The 12,684-nt window shown below is 61.0% G+C and carries 11 protein-coding genes; 1 reads left to right on the forward strand and 10 read right to left on the reverse strand.

The window, feature by feature from the left end:
- Nucleotides 1-167: 167 nt before the first annotated feature.
- The 9 genes from ACH2CW_RS05925 to ACH2CW_RS05965 form a co-directional block, all read right to left on the reverse strand.
- On the reverse strand, nucleotides 168-1,370 hold the full coding sequence (locus tag ACH2CW_RS05925) for a CynX/NimT family MFS transporter (RefSeq protein ID WP_395056045.1): 1,203 nt from the start codon (nucleotides 1,368-1,370) through the stop codon (nucleotides 168-170).
- Between the two features lie 5 nt (nucleotides 1,371-1,375).
- Nucleotides 1,376-2,587 (reverse strand): deoxyguanosinetriphosphate triphosphohydrolase, encoded by a 1,212-nt coding sequence (locus tag ACH2CW_RS05930; RefSeq protein ID WP_395056047.1) that lies wholly within the window; start codon nucleotides 2,585-2,587, stop codon nucleotides 1,376-1,378.
- Nucleotides 2,588-2,666: 79 nt separating this feature from the next.
- Complete coding sequence (gene aroB, locus ACH2CW_RS05935; protein ID WP_395056049.1) at nucleotides 2,667-3,782, reverse strand: 3-dehydroquinate synthase; 1,116 nt, start codon at nucleotides 3,780-3,782, stop codon at nucleotides 2,667-2,669.
- Nucleotides 3,783-3,831: 49 nt separating this feature from the next.
- Nucleotides 3,832-4,365 carry a shikimate kinase gene (locus ACH2CW_RS05940; protein WP_395056051.1) on the reverse strand — a complete coding sequence of 178 codons (534 nt, stop codon included), beginning with the start codon at nucleotides 4,363-4,365 and terminating at the stop codon, nucleotides 3,832-3,834.
- A 158-nt stretch (nucleotides 4,366-4,523) separates the two neighbouring features.
- Nucleotides 4,524-6,671: a type IV pilus secretin PilQ gene (gene pilQ / locus ACH2CW_RS05945; protein WP_395056053.1), complete on the reverse strand. Its 2,148-nt coding sequence runs from the start codon at nucleotides 6,669-6,671 to the stop codon at nucleotides 4,524-4,526.
- Nucleotides 6,668-7,213 (reverse strand): pilus assembly protein PilP, encoded by a 546-nt coding sequence (locus tag ACH2CW_RS05950; protein ID WP_395056157.1) that lies wholly within the window; start codon nucleotides 7,211-7,213, stop codon nucleotides 6,668-6,670. The genes pilQ and ACH2CW_RS05950 overlap by 4 nt, the downstream gene beginning before the upstream one ends.
- 11 nt (nucleotides 7,214-7,224) lie before the next feature.
- Nucleotides 7,225-7,893, reverse strand: a complete 669-nt coding sequence (locus ACH2CW_RS05955; protein WP_395056055.1) for a type 4a pilus biogenesis protein PilO — start codon at nucleotides 7,891-7,893, stop codon at nucleotides 7,225-7,227.
- 27 nt (nucleotides 7,894-7,920) lie between these two features.
- Nucleotides 7,921-8,562 carry a PilN domain-containing protein gene (locus ACH2CW_RS05960; protein WP_395056057.1) on the reverse strand — a complete coding sequence of 214 codons (642 nt, stop codon included), beginning with the start codon at nucleotides 8,560-8,562 and terminating at the stop codon, nucleotides 7,921-7,923.
- Nucleotides 8,559-9,638, reverse strand: coding sequence for a pilus assembly protein PilM (locus tag ACH2CW_RS05965; RefSeq protein ID WP_395056059.1), 1,080 nt, complete (start codon nucleotides 9,636-9,638; stop codon nucleotides 8,559-8,561). The genes ACH2CW_RS05960 and ACH2CW_RS05965 overlap by 4 nt, the downstream gene beginning before the upstream one ends.
- A gap of 270 nt (nucleotides 9,639-9,908) precedes the next feature.
- On the opposite strand from ACH2CW_RS05965, the gene ACH2CW_RS05970 reads away from it, so the two are divergent.
- Nucleotides 9,909-12,335 carry a penicillin-binding protein 1A gene (locus ACH2CW_RS05970; protein ID WP_395056061.1) on the forward strand — a complete coding sequence of 809 codons (2,427 nt, stop codon included), beginning with the start codon at nucleotides 9,909-9,911 and terminating at the stop codon, nucleotides 12,333-12,335.
- Nucleotides 12,336-12,341: 6 nt separating this feature from the next.
- On the opposite strand, the gene cyaY is transcribed toward ACH2CW_RS05970, so the two are convergent.
- Nucleotides 12,342-12,677, reverse strand: a complete 336-nt coding sequence (gene cyaY, locus ACH2CW_RS05975) for an iron donor protein CyaY (protein WP_395056063.1) — start codon at nucleotides 12,675-12,677, stop codon at nucleotides 12,342-12,344.
- Nucleotides 12,678-12,684: the final 7 nt, after the last annotated feature.

Here is a 12,684-nt window from a genome sequence, read left to right on the forward strand (position 1 = left end):
TGGTGCTGCTTACGCAAGATGGGTGCCGTACGCCCTATCGGGGCTTTTGTAAGCAAATGAACAATGACCAAAGGTTAGTGGTTTCGTCCCCAAAAAAGGGCCGTGCCGGATGCCGCTACGTCATAAGGCTATGCCGACCCTGCGGCAGGCCACGGCTCGGCGGCCAATCAGACGCGCCTGAGCAGCGCGTGGATCTGCCAGGCCAGCAGCAGCCCGGCCACAGAGCAGGCCCCGGTCACCAGCCCGGTCCATTGCCAGTGGCCGGCCTGGGCCGCCACCCCTGCCACCAGGGGCGGTCCGACAAATTGCCCCAGCGCGGACCACTGCTGAACCCAGCCCACAGTGGTCGGCACCGCCTGCGGGCCTGGCGCAAGCCGAACCGAGAGGCTGAACAGCGTTCCGGGGATCAGACCACCGAACATGGAAAAAACCAGTACGGCGAGGTATTGCAGCCGGGGCAAGCCATCCACGCCGAAAGCAAGCCCGGCACCCAGCGCCATCGCCACAAACCCCGCTGACAGCAGGGCGACGGGCGCCACGCCGCGATGCAGCAGACGGCCTGCCGCCAGGTTGCCAATGATGTTGACTGCAGCGGCCAGCGCCGTCAGCCAGGCCGTGGCGCCCGCCGCCACACCGGCCTGAGCGTAAATCGACGGAAGAAACCCGACCACAGCCATCCACTGGCCTGAATACATGACAAAACTCAGGGCCACCACCCAGGCGCCGCGCGAACGCAAGGTAAGTTGCAGCAAGCTACGCCAACCGGAGGAAGTTAGCGCGGCCTGCTGCGGCTCCGCGGGCAAACCTGGCGCCTCCACGTCTGCCGGCACCCGTACAAAGACCAGCCATGCCAGCAACACTGCCAGGGCAGACAAGCCCCACCACCACAGCCGCCAGCCCCAGGCAGCACTACCCAGCGCCATGACTGCAGGGCCGGCCAGCAGGGCCAGCGACGCACCCAGCGGCATGTAGGCGCCCCACCCGCCCAGCACCCGGCTCAACTGTGCGGACGGCACCAGCGCACGCAACAGTCCGGGCGCAGGCAGCACCACACACAGGAACCCCAGTCCCTCCAGCACGCGGGACAAGAGCAACCCGGCGGCAGTCTGGGCGGCGCCGCCCATGGCGCTGCCTGCTGCCAGCAGCAGCAGGCCGCTCAGCAGGCTACGGCGCGGACCCCAGCGCGGGATCAGCAAGCCGGCCGGCAGACCCAGCGTCATGCCCGCGAGCTGGACCAGCGACAACAGAAAGCCAGCCTGCAACAACGACACACCCATGACCTGCTGCAATACCGGCAGCGCTGGCGGCAACTTGGCGACATGCAGTGCGGCCACCACCCCGGCGGCAATCACACAGGCGGCGGGACGCATCAGCTTCAAACCGGAAAGGCCACGCGGCCGATCAGGCGTTCATGTTCCTTTGCCGCAAAACGGTCGGTCATGCCGGCAATGTAGTCGGCCACCACGCGTTCGGGCTTGGGCGGCGAGCCGGCGCCGGCCAGCGGGCCGCTTTCCAGCCGGTCGAAACGGTCGGTATGCGCCTGCGGCATTTCGGCCGGATCAGCCATGTAAGCGGCAAACAGCTCGCGCACCACCTGCTGTGCGGTTTGTGTGGTCTCGACCACCTGCGGATGGCGGTACAGGTTTTGCAACAGGAAGCGCTTGAGGGACGAGGACTTCGCGGCCATGTGCGGGCTGAAACACACCAGCGGCGGGCTCAGCCGCACCGCCTGCACGCTGTCCACGACAGCGGCGTCCAGCGCCGCCCGCGTGGCGTCCATGACGTCGTAGACCTGGGCGCTGAGCATGCGGCGAATGGTTTCGAAGAGGAGGCGCCGCCCCTGCAGGCCCGGATGCTGCAGCAGGGTGTCGCGGCGGTACTGCGCGAACAGTTCCACCTGCTCCAGTTGCTCCAGGCGAAGCAGGCCGGAACGCACGCCGTCGTCGATGTCATGCGCGTTATAGGCGATCTCGTCGGCCAGGTTGGCGAGTTGGGCCTCCAGGCCCGGCTGCTGCGCAGGCTGCTCCTCTGCCGTGGCCAGAAAGCGCTGCGCCACACCGCCCGGCTCTCGCGCCTCGATGCGCCTGGCGTTGCGTCGCGAGCAGTGCTTGAGGATGCCTTCGCGGGTCTCAAACGACAGGTTCAGGCCGTTGTAGTCGGGGTAACGCTCTTCCAGCGTGTCCACCACGCGCAGGCTCTGCAGGTTGTGTTCAAACCCGGCACTGTCCGGATGGTGGTTTTTCAGGCAGGCATTGAGCGCATCCTGACCGGCATGGCCAAACGGCGTGTGGCCCAGGTCATGCGCCAGCGCAATGGCCTCGACCAGGTCCTCGTTGAGGTGCAGCGTGCGCGCGATGGAGCGGCCGAGTTGCGCAACCTCCAGCGAATGCGTAAGCCGGGTGCGGAACAGGTCACCCTCGTGGTTCAGGAACACCTGGGTCTTGTAGACCAGCCGGCGAAAGGCGGTGGAATGCACGATGCGGTCACGGTCGCGCTGGAAGGCGGAGCGCGTGGGCGCAGCCGGCTCAACATGGCGGCGCCCGCGCGAATCGGCGGGATCACAGGCGTAGGGGGCCAGCAGGGTCATGGTTTACGAATCAAATCGGCACTCAGCCCATGTCAGACATGGCCTAACTGCTACTGTTTTTATAGTGACGCAGCCTGTCTCAGTTGCAGCTTGCATCAATCACTTGGCGCACCAGGGCGTCCGGGGCCGTGCGCACGGCGGCGCTACCCGGCGCGGTGATCACCACAAACTTGATTTCGCCAGCCTCGGCCTTTTTGTCCACCCGCATCAGCTCCAGGTAGCGCCCGGCACTGTCGGACGGCGACAGGCGCGGTCCGGCGACCGGCAGCCCCGCGCGCAGGATCAGCGCACGCAGACGCTCCACAAAAGCATCATCGACCCCGCCCAGGCGCTGCGACAAGCGCGCCGCCATCACCATGCCGCAGCCCACGCCCTCGCCGTGCAGCCAACGGCCGTAACCCAGTCCTGACTCGATCGCATGACCAAAGGTGTGGCCGAAATTGAGGATGGCGCGCAGCCCGCTTTCACGCTCATCCTGCCCCACCACCTCAGCCTTGATTTCACAGCTGCGCCGGATCGCATGTGCGAGCGCTTGAGGGTCGCGTGCCAGCAAGGCGTCAATGTTGTCCTCGATCCAGCTGAAAAAAACCATGTCGGCAATCGGCCCGTATTTGATGATTTCAGCCAGGCCGGCGCTGAGTTCGCGCGGCGGCAGGCTTTTCAGCACATCAAGGTCGCAGATCACACGCTCGGGTTGGTAAAAAGCGCCCACCATGTTCTTGCCCAGCGGGTGGTTGATCGCAGTTTTGCCACCGACGGACGAGTCCACCTGCGCCAGCAACGTGGTTGGCACCTGCACAAACGGCACACCCCGCATGTAACACGCTGCAGCAAACCCGGTCATGTCCCCCACCACCCCGCCGCCCAAAGCAAACAACACGGTTTTGCGGTCACAACCATTTTCCAGCAGCGCGTCAAAAATCAGCTGCAGCGTGGGCCAGTCCTTGTGGACCTCACCATCGGGCAGCGCGACCAGCAAAATGCGCTTGTAATGCGGCTGCAATGCGGTACGCAACAACTCGCCATACAGGGGCGCTACGGTACCGTTCGACACGATCAGGGCCGTGCTCGCAGCCGGAAGGTTCTGATAAGTCGCCGGATCGCCCAGCAGGCCAGCGCCAATGCTGATGGGATAGCTGCGATCGCCCAGGTCGATGCTTACCTGCTGCGTCGCTGGAGATGAATTTGCATGCATGCTTGAAGTGTAGAGGCTTCGCTTGGAAGCTTGCCCGCTCGCCTGCGCCTCAGTCAGGCGCTGCAGGCAACAGACCTGCCGCTTTGAGCTGGTCTGCGATCAGGTGGACCAGGGCCGGCACAGAGGGCCGCCCGGTCTCGACCACCAGTCGCGCGCTCTCCCGGTACAGCGGGTCGCGCAACGCATACAGTTCACGCAGACGTGCCAGCGGATCGGCTACCTGGAGCAGCGGGCGGTTCTGGTCGTGGCGCAAGCGGCGAAAAACATCATCCGGCGACGAGTGCAGGTAGATCGTATGACAGCGCTGCTTGAGGTGGTCGCGGTTGGTTGGCCTGAGCACCGCACCGCCGCCCGTGGCCAAGACACAGGGCGGCCCCCCGGTCAACTCATCGATCACCGTCTGCTCCAGATCACGAAAAGGCTCTTCGCCCTCGCGTTCGAAAAACGCGCGGATGGACAGCCCCATGCGCTTTTCAATGACCTGGTCCGAGTCAACAAAAGGCCAGTCCAGGCGCCGTGCAAGCTGGCGTCCGACGGTGGACTTGCCGGAGCCGGGAAGACCGACAAAGGCAACAGGAGCCATTAAATTCGATGGAGCACCCATGTCAAGGTCTGATCTGGTCGGTGAAAAAAATTTGAAGCCGCGAGGGCAACAACGGGGCCACCAGGCCTCAACACGCCGAGCGTCGCCCGCGAACGCAGTTTAGGTCTGGGGCCACGCCCTCAGCCCATCGGCAGGCGTCACCGCAAAGCAGCACCGTTGCTGATCATTTTCGGCGAGATAAAAACCAGCAATTCTGACTTGTTGGCAGTGCGTGTTCTGGTCTTGAACAAGTTGCCGACGCCCGGCAGATCTCCCAGGAAGGGAACCTTGGTCTCGTCCTCACGCTCGGTCTGCTCGAAGATGCCGCCGATGACCACCGTGCCGCCATTTTCGACCAGTACCTGGGTCTGGATGTGTTTCGTGTCAATCGCAAAACCGTTGGCAGTGGCCCTGCCCACGCTGTCCTTGTTCACGTCGACGTTCAAAATGATGTTGCCTTCGGGTGTGATCTGGGGCGTGACCTCAAGCTTCAAACTGGCCTTCCGGAAGGCGATAGACGTCGCGCCACTTGAGGTTGCCTGTTGAAAAGGCAATTCCGTACCCTGCTCGATCAATGCCTTGACCTGGTCGGCGGTCACAATGCGGGGGCTGGAAACAATTTTGCCCCTGCCATCGGCTTCCATGGCAGAAATTTCCAGATTCAGCAACCTGGTCAACGATGAATTGAAGAGGGAGACGGCGAAAGTTGCTGCAGGAAAACCGTTTTGACCGACACCGGGCAGGTTGATAAAATCGCCCGCAGTCGTTCCAAAATTTGTCCCCAGTTGGGGCGCTGTACCGGCCGGAATGTTCGGTGTGATGTAGGTCGCGCCAAACTGGGTGTTCTGGCTGCCGTTCAGGGTGAAGGGGCGTCCTCCCAGCCTCACGCCCAGGGACTTGCCAAAGGTATCTGACGCTTCCACGATTCGCGCCTCGATCAGTACTTGCCGGACGGGAATATCCAGCTTGGCAATCAGGCTTTGAACCTGCTCCAGCTTGGACGGGATGTCGGTCACAAACAACTGGTTGGTTCGCGATTCCGAAATCACACTGCCGCGAGCCGACAATATCTTGGTTGCACCCGGCGCCCCGCTACCCAACAAGCCCCTGGCAATCTCCTCCGCCTTCGCATAGTTGAGCTTGAAGTCCTGGGTTCGAACCTGCTCCAGGCTTTGAATCGCATTGCGCGACTCCAGATCGAGCTTGTCCTTTGCAGCCAATTCATCCTTGGGCGCAATCAGCAGCACATTGCCAGTTTTACGCATACCCAGGCCCCGCGCTTGCAAAATGATGTCCAGCGCCTGGTCCCAAGGGACGTCCTTGAGGCGCAGTGTCACCGCGCCAGTGACGCTGTCCGATGTCACGATGTTGAAGTTGGTGAAGTCGGCGATGACCTGCAGCAGGGAGCGGGTTTCAATATTCTGGAAGTTCAGCGACAGCTTTTCTCCGGTGTAGCCCGGCCCCTGCGACAACTTGGACTCGTCCACTTTCTGCTGGCGAACTTCCAGCACAAACTGGTTGTCGCTTTGGTAGGCGCTGTGCTCCCACAAGCCTTTTGGCTCCACCACCATGCGGACCTTGTCACCGAACTGGGACGTTGTCACGCTTTGCACCGGGGTGCCGAAGTCCGACACATCCAGACGGCGGCGCAAGCCTTCTGGCAAGGCGGTTTTCAAAAACTCCACGACCAGGGTTTGACCCTGTTGCCGGATATCGACGCCGACCTGGTTGTTCGCGAGGTCAACCACGATCCGGCCCGACGCATCGGTGCCGCGGCGAAAGTCAATATCCTTGAGCGGCAAGGTATCGCGATTGCGGTTCTCTGCAAAAACCGGCGCGGCAATTGCCGATGGTGCAGCCAGCGCAACCGGGGCCAGTGTGATCAGCAGGGACTTGCCCTGAATCTGTGTGCTGTAGGCCGTGGAAGCCTTGAGATTGAGCACCACCCGGGTTCTCTCACCCGCCTGCACCACATTGGCCGAACGCAAGTTACCCAGATTCAGGTCCACCGCCGAACGACCCATGGAATTGCTGACCCCTGGGAAATCCAGGGCGATACGCGCTGGCGTCTGGATCGTGAAACCCGTCGGCACCGCCGTCAAGGGCTCCGTCAAGTCGATGCGAATCACCTCTGTCCCGCCCTGAACAGACCCGGTCACGGACTCAATCGCGTTGGGTGCTTGCGCCCACAACACGGCCGGCAAGGAAGCGGTCAGCAGGGCCAGTCCTATCACTGCCCGAGCGGACAGTTGCGCGCACGCGCGGTGCAACGTCCCCGCCCCGGTGGTGCATGCAGTTTTGTTCATTTTGATCCCTCTTGAAGCTGTATGTTCGCCATCCGCTCGGTCCACTCTCCGGCAGCGTCCTGCACAATTTCACGCAGGGCCAGTTCGGTTTCAGAAATTTTCATGATGCGACCGTAGTTCTGCCCGAGGTAGTTGCCAACCCGAACCTGGTAAAGCAAATTGTCAACACGCAGCAGGGCCACAGGCTGCCCCTGCCGAATGAGGCTGCCCACCATGGCCACAGCGTCGAGGGGCATGGCCTCCAGCGGCTCTTTGCGACGGTTCAATTCTGGCGCGATGAGCGCGGCATTGGAGCTCGCCTGGCTGGAGTCGCGTTTGAGCGCCTGCAGCAGTTTCTGGTTGCTAAAGGGCTCGATGGCGCCTTCCTGGGTGTAGGCTTGCGGCGAAAACTTGGTCGGCTCAGGCAGCGGCTGGATCCTCGGCCTGGTCTGGCTGCGCTGCTCATTCATCCATTGCTGCAACTCTTCATGTTCCGAGGAACTGCAAGCACCCAAACCCAGACAGCTCACCGCGGCGAGCAGCAAAAACGTCGTCCTCCTGATGCGAAGCGGGTTCATTTGTTCGGCCCTTTCGCTGCAGGAGCCGCTTTGCGCTGGGACGAAATCTCTTCAGGATCGAGATAACGAAAGGTTTTGGCGGTGCTTTCCATGCTCATGGTGCCGTCCTTGATCGGCGCAATCGCGATATTGTTCAGGGTCACGATGCGCGACAGATTCGCGATGTCGGCGGCAAACGCCCCGATGTCGTGATAACGGCCGGTGACCTTGATCGCAATCGGCAATTCGGCATAGTAGTCCTTGACGCTCACCTGCCCCGGCCGGAACAACTCGAACTGCAAACTGCGGCCCAGACCAGCCTGGTTGATGTCCGAGAGCAACGCATCCATTTCGGCCTTGCTCGGCAACTGTTTTTCAAGCTGGGTGACGTACTGCTGAACCTGTTCGCGCTGTTTTTTCAAACCCTCAAGATTGGCCGCCAGCGCCAGTTTTTTCTTGAAGTCTTCTCGCAGCACCAGTTCCTTGGCTTGTTCAGCCTTGAGCTCTTCGTCGGACGTACTGAGCCAGACAAACCACAGCGCGGCGACAACCGCGACGGTCACGAAAACGCAAAGAAGATAACGCGGAAACGCCGGCCAGGAAGGAGGATCGTTCGGGTTGAGTCCGACAAACTGCGCCTTCACGCCCGCCTGAATCGCAGCAAAATTGATGGTGACTTTAGCCATGTTCAATGCCTTTTCCTGACCATGCTGTCAGCCCTTGCCGGCCGCAGAAGCGGGCGATGCGGGCTTGCCCGCTGCAGGGTTGGCGGAAGTACCTGCTTTTTGCACGTCGGTCGCACGTTTGAGAGCGACCCGCATCGAAAAATTGGACACCCGGCGCTGATCCCGCGCGCTGAGTGCAAGCGCCCTGCCGGTAATTTCAATCAATTCGGGACGGGTCAGCCACGGGCTGTTGTTGCTCAGATTCCGCAGGAGCTCGGACACCCGCTCGTTGGATTGGGCAACACCCGTCAACAAAACGACCTGGTTATCCTGCTTCATAGTGGTCAGGTACACGCCATCGGGCAACTGCCGCACCAACTCATCGAGCAAATAGACCGGCAAATTCCGATTTCCCTGCAAATCCTCCACAGCATTCTGACGCGCACGCAGTGCAGCAATTTCCTGCTGCAAGCCGGCGATTTCCTTGATCTGGTTTTCCAGACGCGTGATCTCCGACTTGAGAAAAGTGTTTTGCGCCTGTTGCCCAGAAATCTGGGCCTGGTACCAGGAATACACCGCCCCGCAAATCAGACCGCCCATCAGGGCCGCAATACCCAGGGCGACGAAAAAGGCTTCGCGCCTGCGCTTGCGCGCGGCTTCACGGTGGGGAAGTAAATTGACCAGAATCACTGGAAAAACCTCCGCATGGCCAGGCCGCAGGACGTCAGGTACGACGCGGCTTCGCGCTTCATCTTGTTTTCCCGGATGTTGTCGCTGAGTTTCATGCCCTCAAAAGGATTGGCCACCATGCACGCAAATGAAGTTTGTTGCGTCACGGCATCGGTCAGGCCCGGAAGCGCCGACGATCCGCCAGCAAGCATCACATGGTCCACTTTGTTGTGAGGGGTGCTGGTAAAAAAGAACTGCAGCGCCCGGCTGATTTCCTGCGCCATGCTGTCGACAAAAGGCTTGAGTACGCTGACACCATAGTCGTCGGGCAGGTCGCCGCTGCGTTTTTTGCTCTCTGCTTCCTCAGGAGAAAAGCCGTACTGGCGCACGATCAGCTGGGTCAGCTGGGCGCCCCCAAAGGCCTGGTCTCGCTCATACAACACTTCGTCATTCTTGATGACCTGCATGCTGGTCGTGAGGGCGCCCACTTCAAACAGGGCCACCATGGTGTCCAGCCCCTTGTTCGGCAGGTTCTCTATCAGGCGCGCCGTCGCCAGGCGAGAGGCGTAGGACTCGACATCCACCACCACCGGCTTCAGACCCGCGGCTTCGGCCAGCCCCTGCCTGTCGTTGACTTTTTCCTTGCGCGACGCAGCAATCAGCACCTCCACATCGCCTGCCGAGGTGGCGCTGGGGCCCACCACACAGAAGTCCAGACTGACTTCGTCGAGGGAAAAGGGAATGTACTGGTTGGCCTCGGCTTCGACCTGGATTTCGAGCTCCTGCTCGCTCAAGCCACCCGGGAGGATGATTTTTTTGGTGATCACCGCCGATGCCGGCAAAGCCATCGCCACATTTTTGGTGCGGGTACCGCTTTTTTTAACCACCCGACGCACCGCCTCGGCCACTTCATCGAACTTTTCGACGTTGCCGTCAGTGATCCAACCTCTCTCCAGGGGCTCAATCGCACAGCGATCAAGCACCAAGTTACCGGCCTTGTCACGGCTCAGCTCAACCAGCTTGACACTTGACGAGCTGATATCCAGGCCCAGCAAGGCGGACGATTGACGGTTAAATAAGGATCCCAATGAGATCAAGACAGTCCCCAAATGGCAGCTAACGGGTAGCGCTACAAACTTAAGAAATCACTTGAATGCTATCAGTAAGGTCCTTGTACGACAAAGGATTTTTCAGTTTTGACTTACTATCACCGTTGTCAAAAGTTGACGCTTTTGGCGAGTTTTGGCGGTTTTTGGCGACCCAGCGTGTCGCCGCCAATAAATGCAAAATGGGGAATCCCGACCGTCCCCCATTCCTGGGAATCGGGCATTTTTAATAATGCTGGCGCGCACTTACATTAGACCTCCATGGCTTCAAATTCACCGTCCTCTGACCCCGGCGCTTCGACCGCCCATCGCCTGCCCTGGCTTCCCGCCCTGCTGAAAGCCGCTGCGTGGACGCTGGGTGTATTGCTGGCCGGTGCGGTGTCCGTCCTGATGGTGGTGGCCGTTGCGCTGGCCGTGGCCTATCCGAACCTGCCGGACGTGTCCGACTTGCTCGACTACCGGCCCAAGTTGCCTTTGCGGGTGTATTCGTCGGACGGCGTGTTGTTGGGGGAATTCGGCGAAGAGCGCCGCAACCTGACACCGATCGCCGACATCCCAAAGGTAATGAAGGACGCCGTGCTGGCCATTGAGGATTCGCGCTTCTTCTCGCACGGCGGTGTGGACTACATCGGCGTGGTCCGGGCTGGACTGGCCAACATGGGCCGCGCAAAAAGCCAGGGCGCCTCCACCATCACCATGCAGGTGGCGCGCAATGTCTATCTCTCTACCGAGAAGAGCTACACGCGCAAGATCTACGAGATGCTGCTTACTTTCAAGCTGGAACATTTGCTCAGCAAGAACCAGATCCTCGAGATTTACATGAACCAGATTTTTCTGGGGCAACGCGCGTATGGTTTCGCCGCCGCCTCGGAAGCCTATTTCGGCAAGCCGCTGAAGGATGTCAGCATCGCAGAGGCGGCCATGCTGGCTGGACTGCCGAAAGCCCCGTCCGCCTACAACCCGGTGAGCAATCCGAAACGCGCCAAGGCGCGCCAGCTCCACATCATTGAGCGCATGCAGGACAACGGGTTCATCACCAAGGCGCAGGCCGACGAAGCCAAGGCCGAGCAACTCAAGGTCCGCTCCGGGCCGGACTCCGGGCGCGTGCATGCCGAGTTTGTCGCCGAAACCGTTCGCCAGCTGGTGTTCAGCCAGTATGGTGACGAAACCTACACGCGCGGCCTCAATGTCTTTACCACCCTGCGCGCCGCCGACCAGACGGTGGCTTACAAAGCATTGCGCAAGGGCATCATGGACTATGAGAGGCGGCAAATTTACCGGGGGCCCGAAAAGTTCATCGAACTCTCCAAAGATCCCCAGGAAACCGAGGACGCCATTGACGATGCGTTGGCTGACAACCCCGACAACGACGACGTCATGTCGGCCGTGGTGCTCGAAGCTGGCCCCAAAAAAATCGTCGCGGTGCGCCAGAACAGCGAGACCATCGAAATCACCGGCGATGGTCTCAAGCCCGCGCAATCCGGCCTGTCTGACAAAGCGGCTCCCAACATCAAGATCCGGCGTGGCGCCCTGATCCGCGTCACCAAAACGCCCAAAAACACCTGGGAAATCACGCAACTGCCCGAAGTCGAAGGTGCGTTTGTGGCCATCGACCCGCGCAACGGCGCGGTGCGGGCGCTGGTCGGTGGATTCGATTACGAAAAAAACAAGTTCAACCACGTCACACAGGCCTGGCGCCAGCCCGGCTCCAGCTTCAAACCGTTTATCTACTCGGCGGCGCTGGAAAAAGGCTTCACGCCAGCCACCGTGGTCAACGACGCGCCGCTGTTTTTTGACGCAGGCGTCACTGGCGGGCAGCCTTGGGAACCCAAAAATTACGACGGCACCTTTGACGGTCCGATGAGCCTGCGGCGCGGCCTGGCCAAATCAAAAAACATGATTTCCATCCGTGTGCTGCAGGCTGTCGGCGCCAAAAATGCCCAGGAATGGATCACGCGTTTCGGCTTTGACGGCGAAAAGCACCCGGCCTACCTGACCATGGCGCTGGGCGCCGGTTCGGTCACTCCCCTGCAAATGGCCATCGGGTATTCGGTGTTCGCCAATGGCGGCTACCGCGTCAACCCCTACCTGATCACCAAAATCACCGACCAGAAAGGGCGCACTGTCATCGAAACCCCGGCCCCCGGCCTGGATGAGTCGGTGCGCGGCATCGAAGCGCGCAATGCGTTCATCATGTCCAGCCTGTTGCAGGAAGTGGCGCGCACCGGCACCGCTGCCAAAGCCCAGGCCACCTTGAAGCGGCCCGATCTGTATGGCAAGACCGGTACCACCAACGACTCCATCGACACCTGGTTTGTCGGTTATCAGCCAACACTGACAGCCGCAGTGTGGATGGGCTACGACACGCCCAAGAAGCTCGGCGACCGGGAAACCGGCGGCGGCCTGAGCCTGCCGGTCTGGATCAACTTCATGGAATACGCGCTCAAGGGCGTGCCGGTCACCGAATTCACACCGCCTGAAGGCGTGGTCAACATCGGTGGCGAATGGTTTTATGACGAATACGCCAAAGGCTCGGGCATCAGCAGCGTCGGTCTGGGTGACAGGCCGGCCCCAGGGGCCGGTGCTGACAACCCGATCCAGGGTCAGCCGGTGCCACCCGGCGCAGCGATCCAGTCACCGCCGCCGGGTGACGAGAGAAAGCGGATCCTAGATCTGTTCAAGAACTAGCCAGAATCAGCCTGGCGCCCTGAACACCAGCACCTGTCCAGCCTGCTCGCTGGCATAACGCGACAGCCCGGCAAACAGCTCGCTGCCATCCTTGGTGTCGCGCCACTGGCTGTCGATCAGCTTGTAATGGAATCCGCCAGCACGGGCGGCCAGCCAGATTTCCTGCAATGGTTTTTGCAGGTTGATGATGATCTGGCTGCGGTTGGCAAAACTCAGCGTGATCATGCCGCCTGAGCGCTGGTTGTCCACATCGGCATCGGTTTCGTCGTTGATGCGGTCGCAGGCCGTTTCGATGGCCTTGAGCGCAGCCTCCGCATGGTCCAGATAATCCAGGTCCGTCATTACAATC

It is taken from the genome of Polaromonas sp., from assembly GCF_043778355.1.
Taxonomy (GTDB): domain Bacteria; phylum Pseudomonadota; class Gammaproteobacteria; order Burkholderiales; family Burkholderiaceae_C; genus Polaromonas.

Bases quoted from the DNA above. Each gene is read 5' to 3' on its own strand.
- ACH2CW_RS05925 (WP_395056045.1), bottom strand. From the start codon at position 1,370: ATGCGTCCCGCCGCCTGTGTGATTGCCGCCGGGGTGGTGGCCGCACTG.
- ACH2CW_RS05930 (WP_395056047.1), bottom strand. From the start codon at position 2,587: ATGACCCTGCTGGCCCCCTACGCCTGTGATCCCGCCGATTCGCGCGGG.
- aroB (WP_395056049.1), bottom strand. From the start codon at position 3,782: ATGCATGCAAATTCATCTCCAGCGACGCAGCAGGTAAGCATCGACCTG.
- ACH2CW_RS05940 (WP_395056051.1), bottom strand. From the start codon at position 4,365: ATGGCTCCTGTTGCCTTTGTCGGTCTTCCCGGCTCCGGCAAGTCCACC.
- pilQ (WP_395056053.1), bottom strand. From the start codon at position 6,671: ATGAACAAAACTGCATGCACCACCGGGGCGGGGACGTTGCACCGCGCG.
- ACH2CW_RS05955 (WP_395056055.1), bottom strand. From the start codon at position 7,893: ATGGCTAAAGTCACCATCAATTTTGCTGCGATTCAGGCGGGCGTGAAG.
- ACH2CW_RS05970 (WP_395056061.1), top strand. From the start codon at position 9,909: ATGGCTTCAAATTCACCGTCCTCTGACCCCGGCGCTTCGACCGCCCAT.
- cyaY (WP_395056063.1), bottom strand. From the start codon at position 12,677: ATGACGGACCTGGATTATCTGGACCATGCGGAGGCTGCGCTCAAGGCC.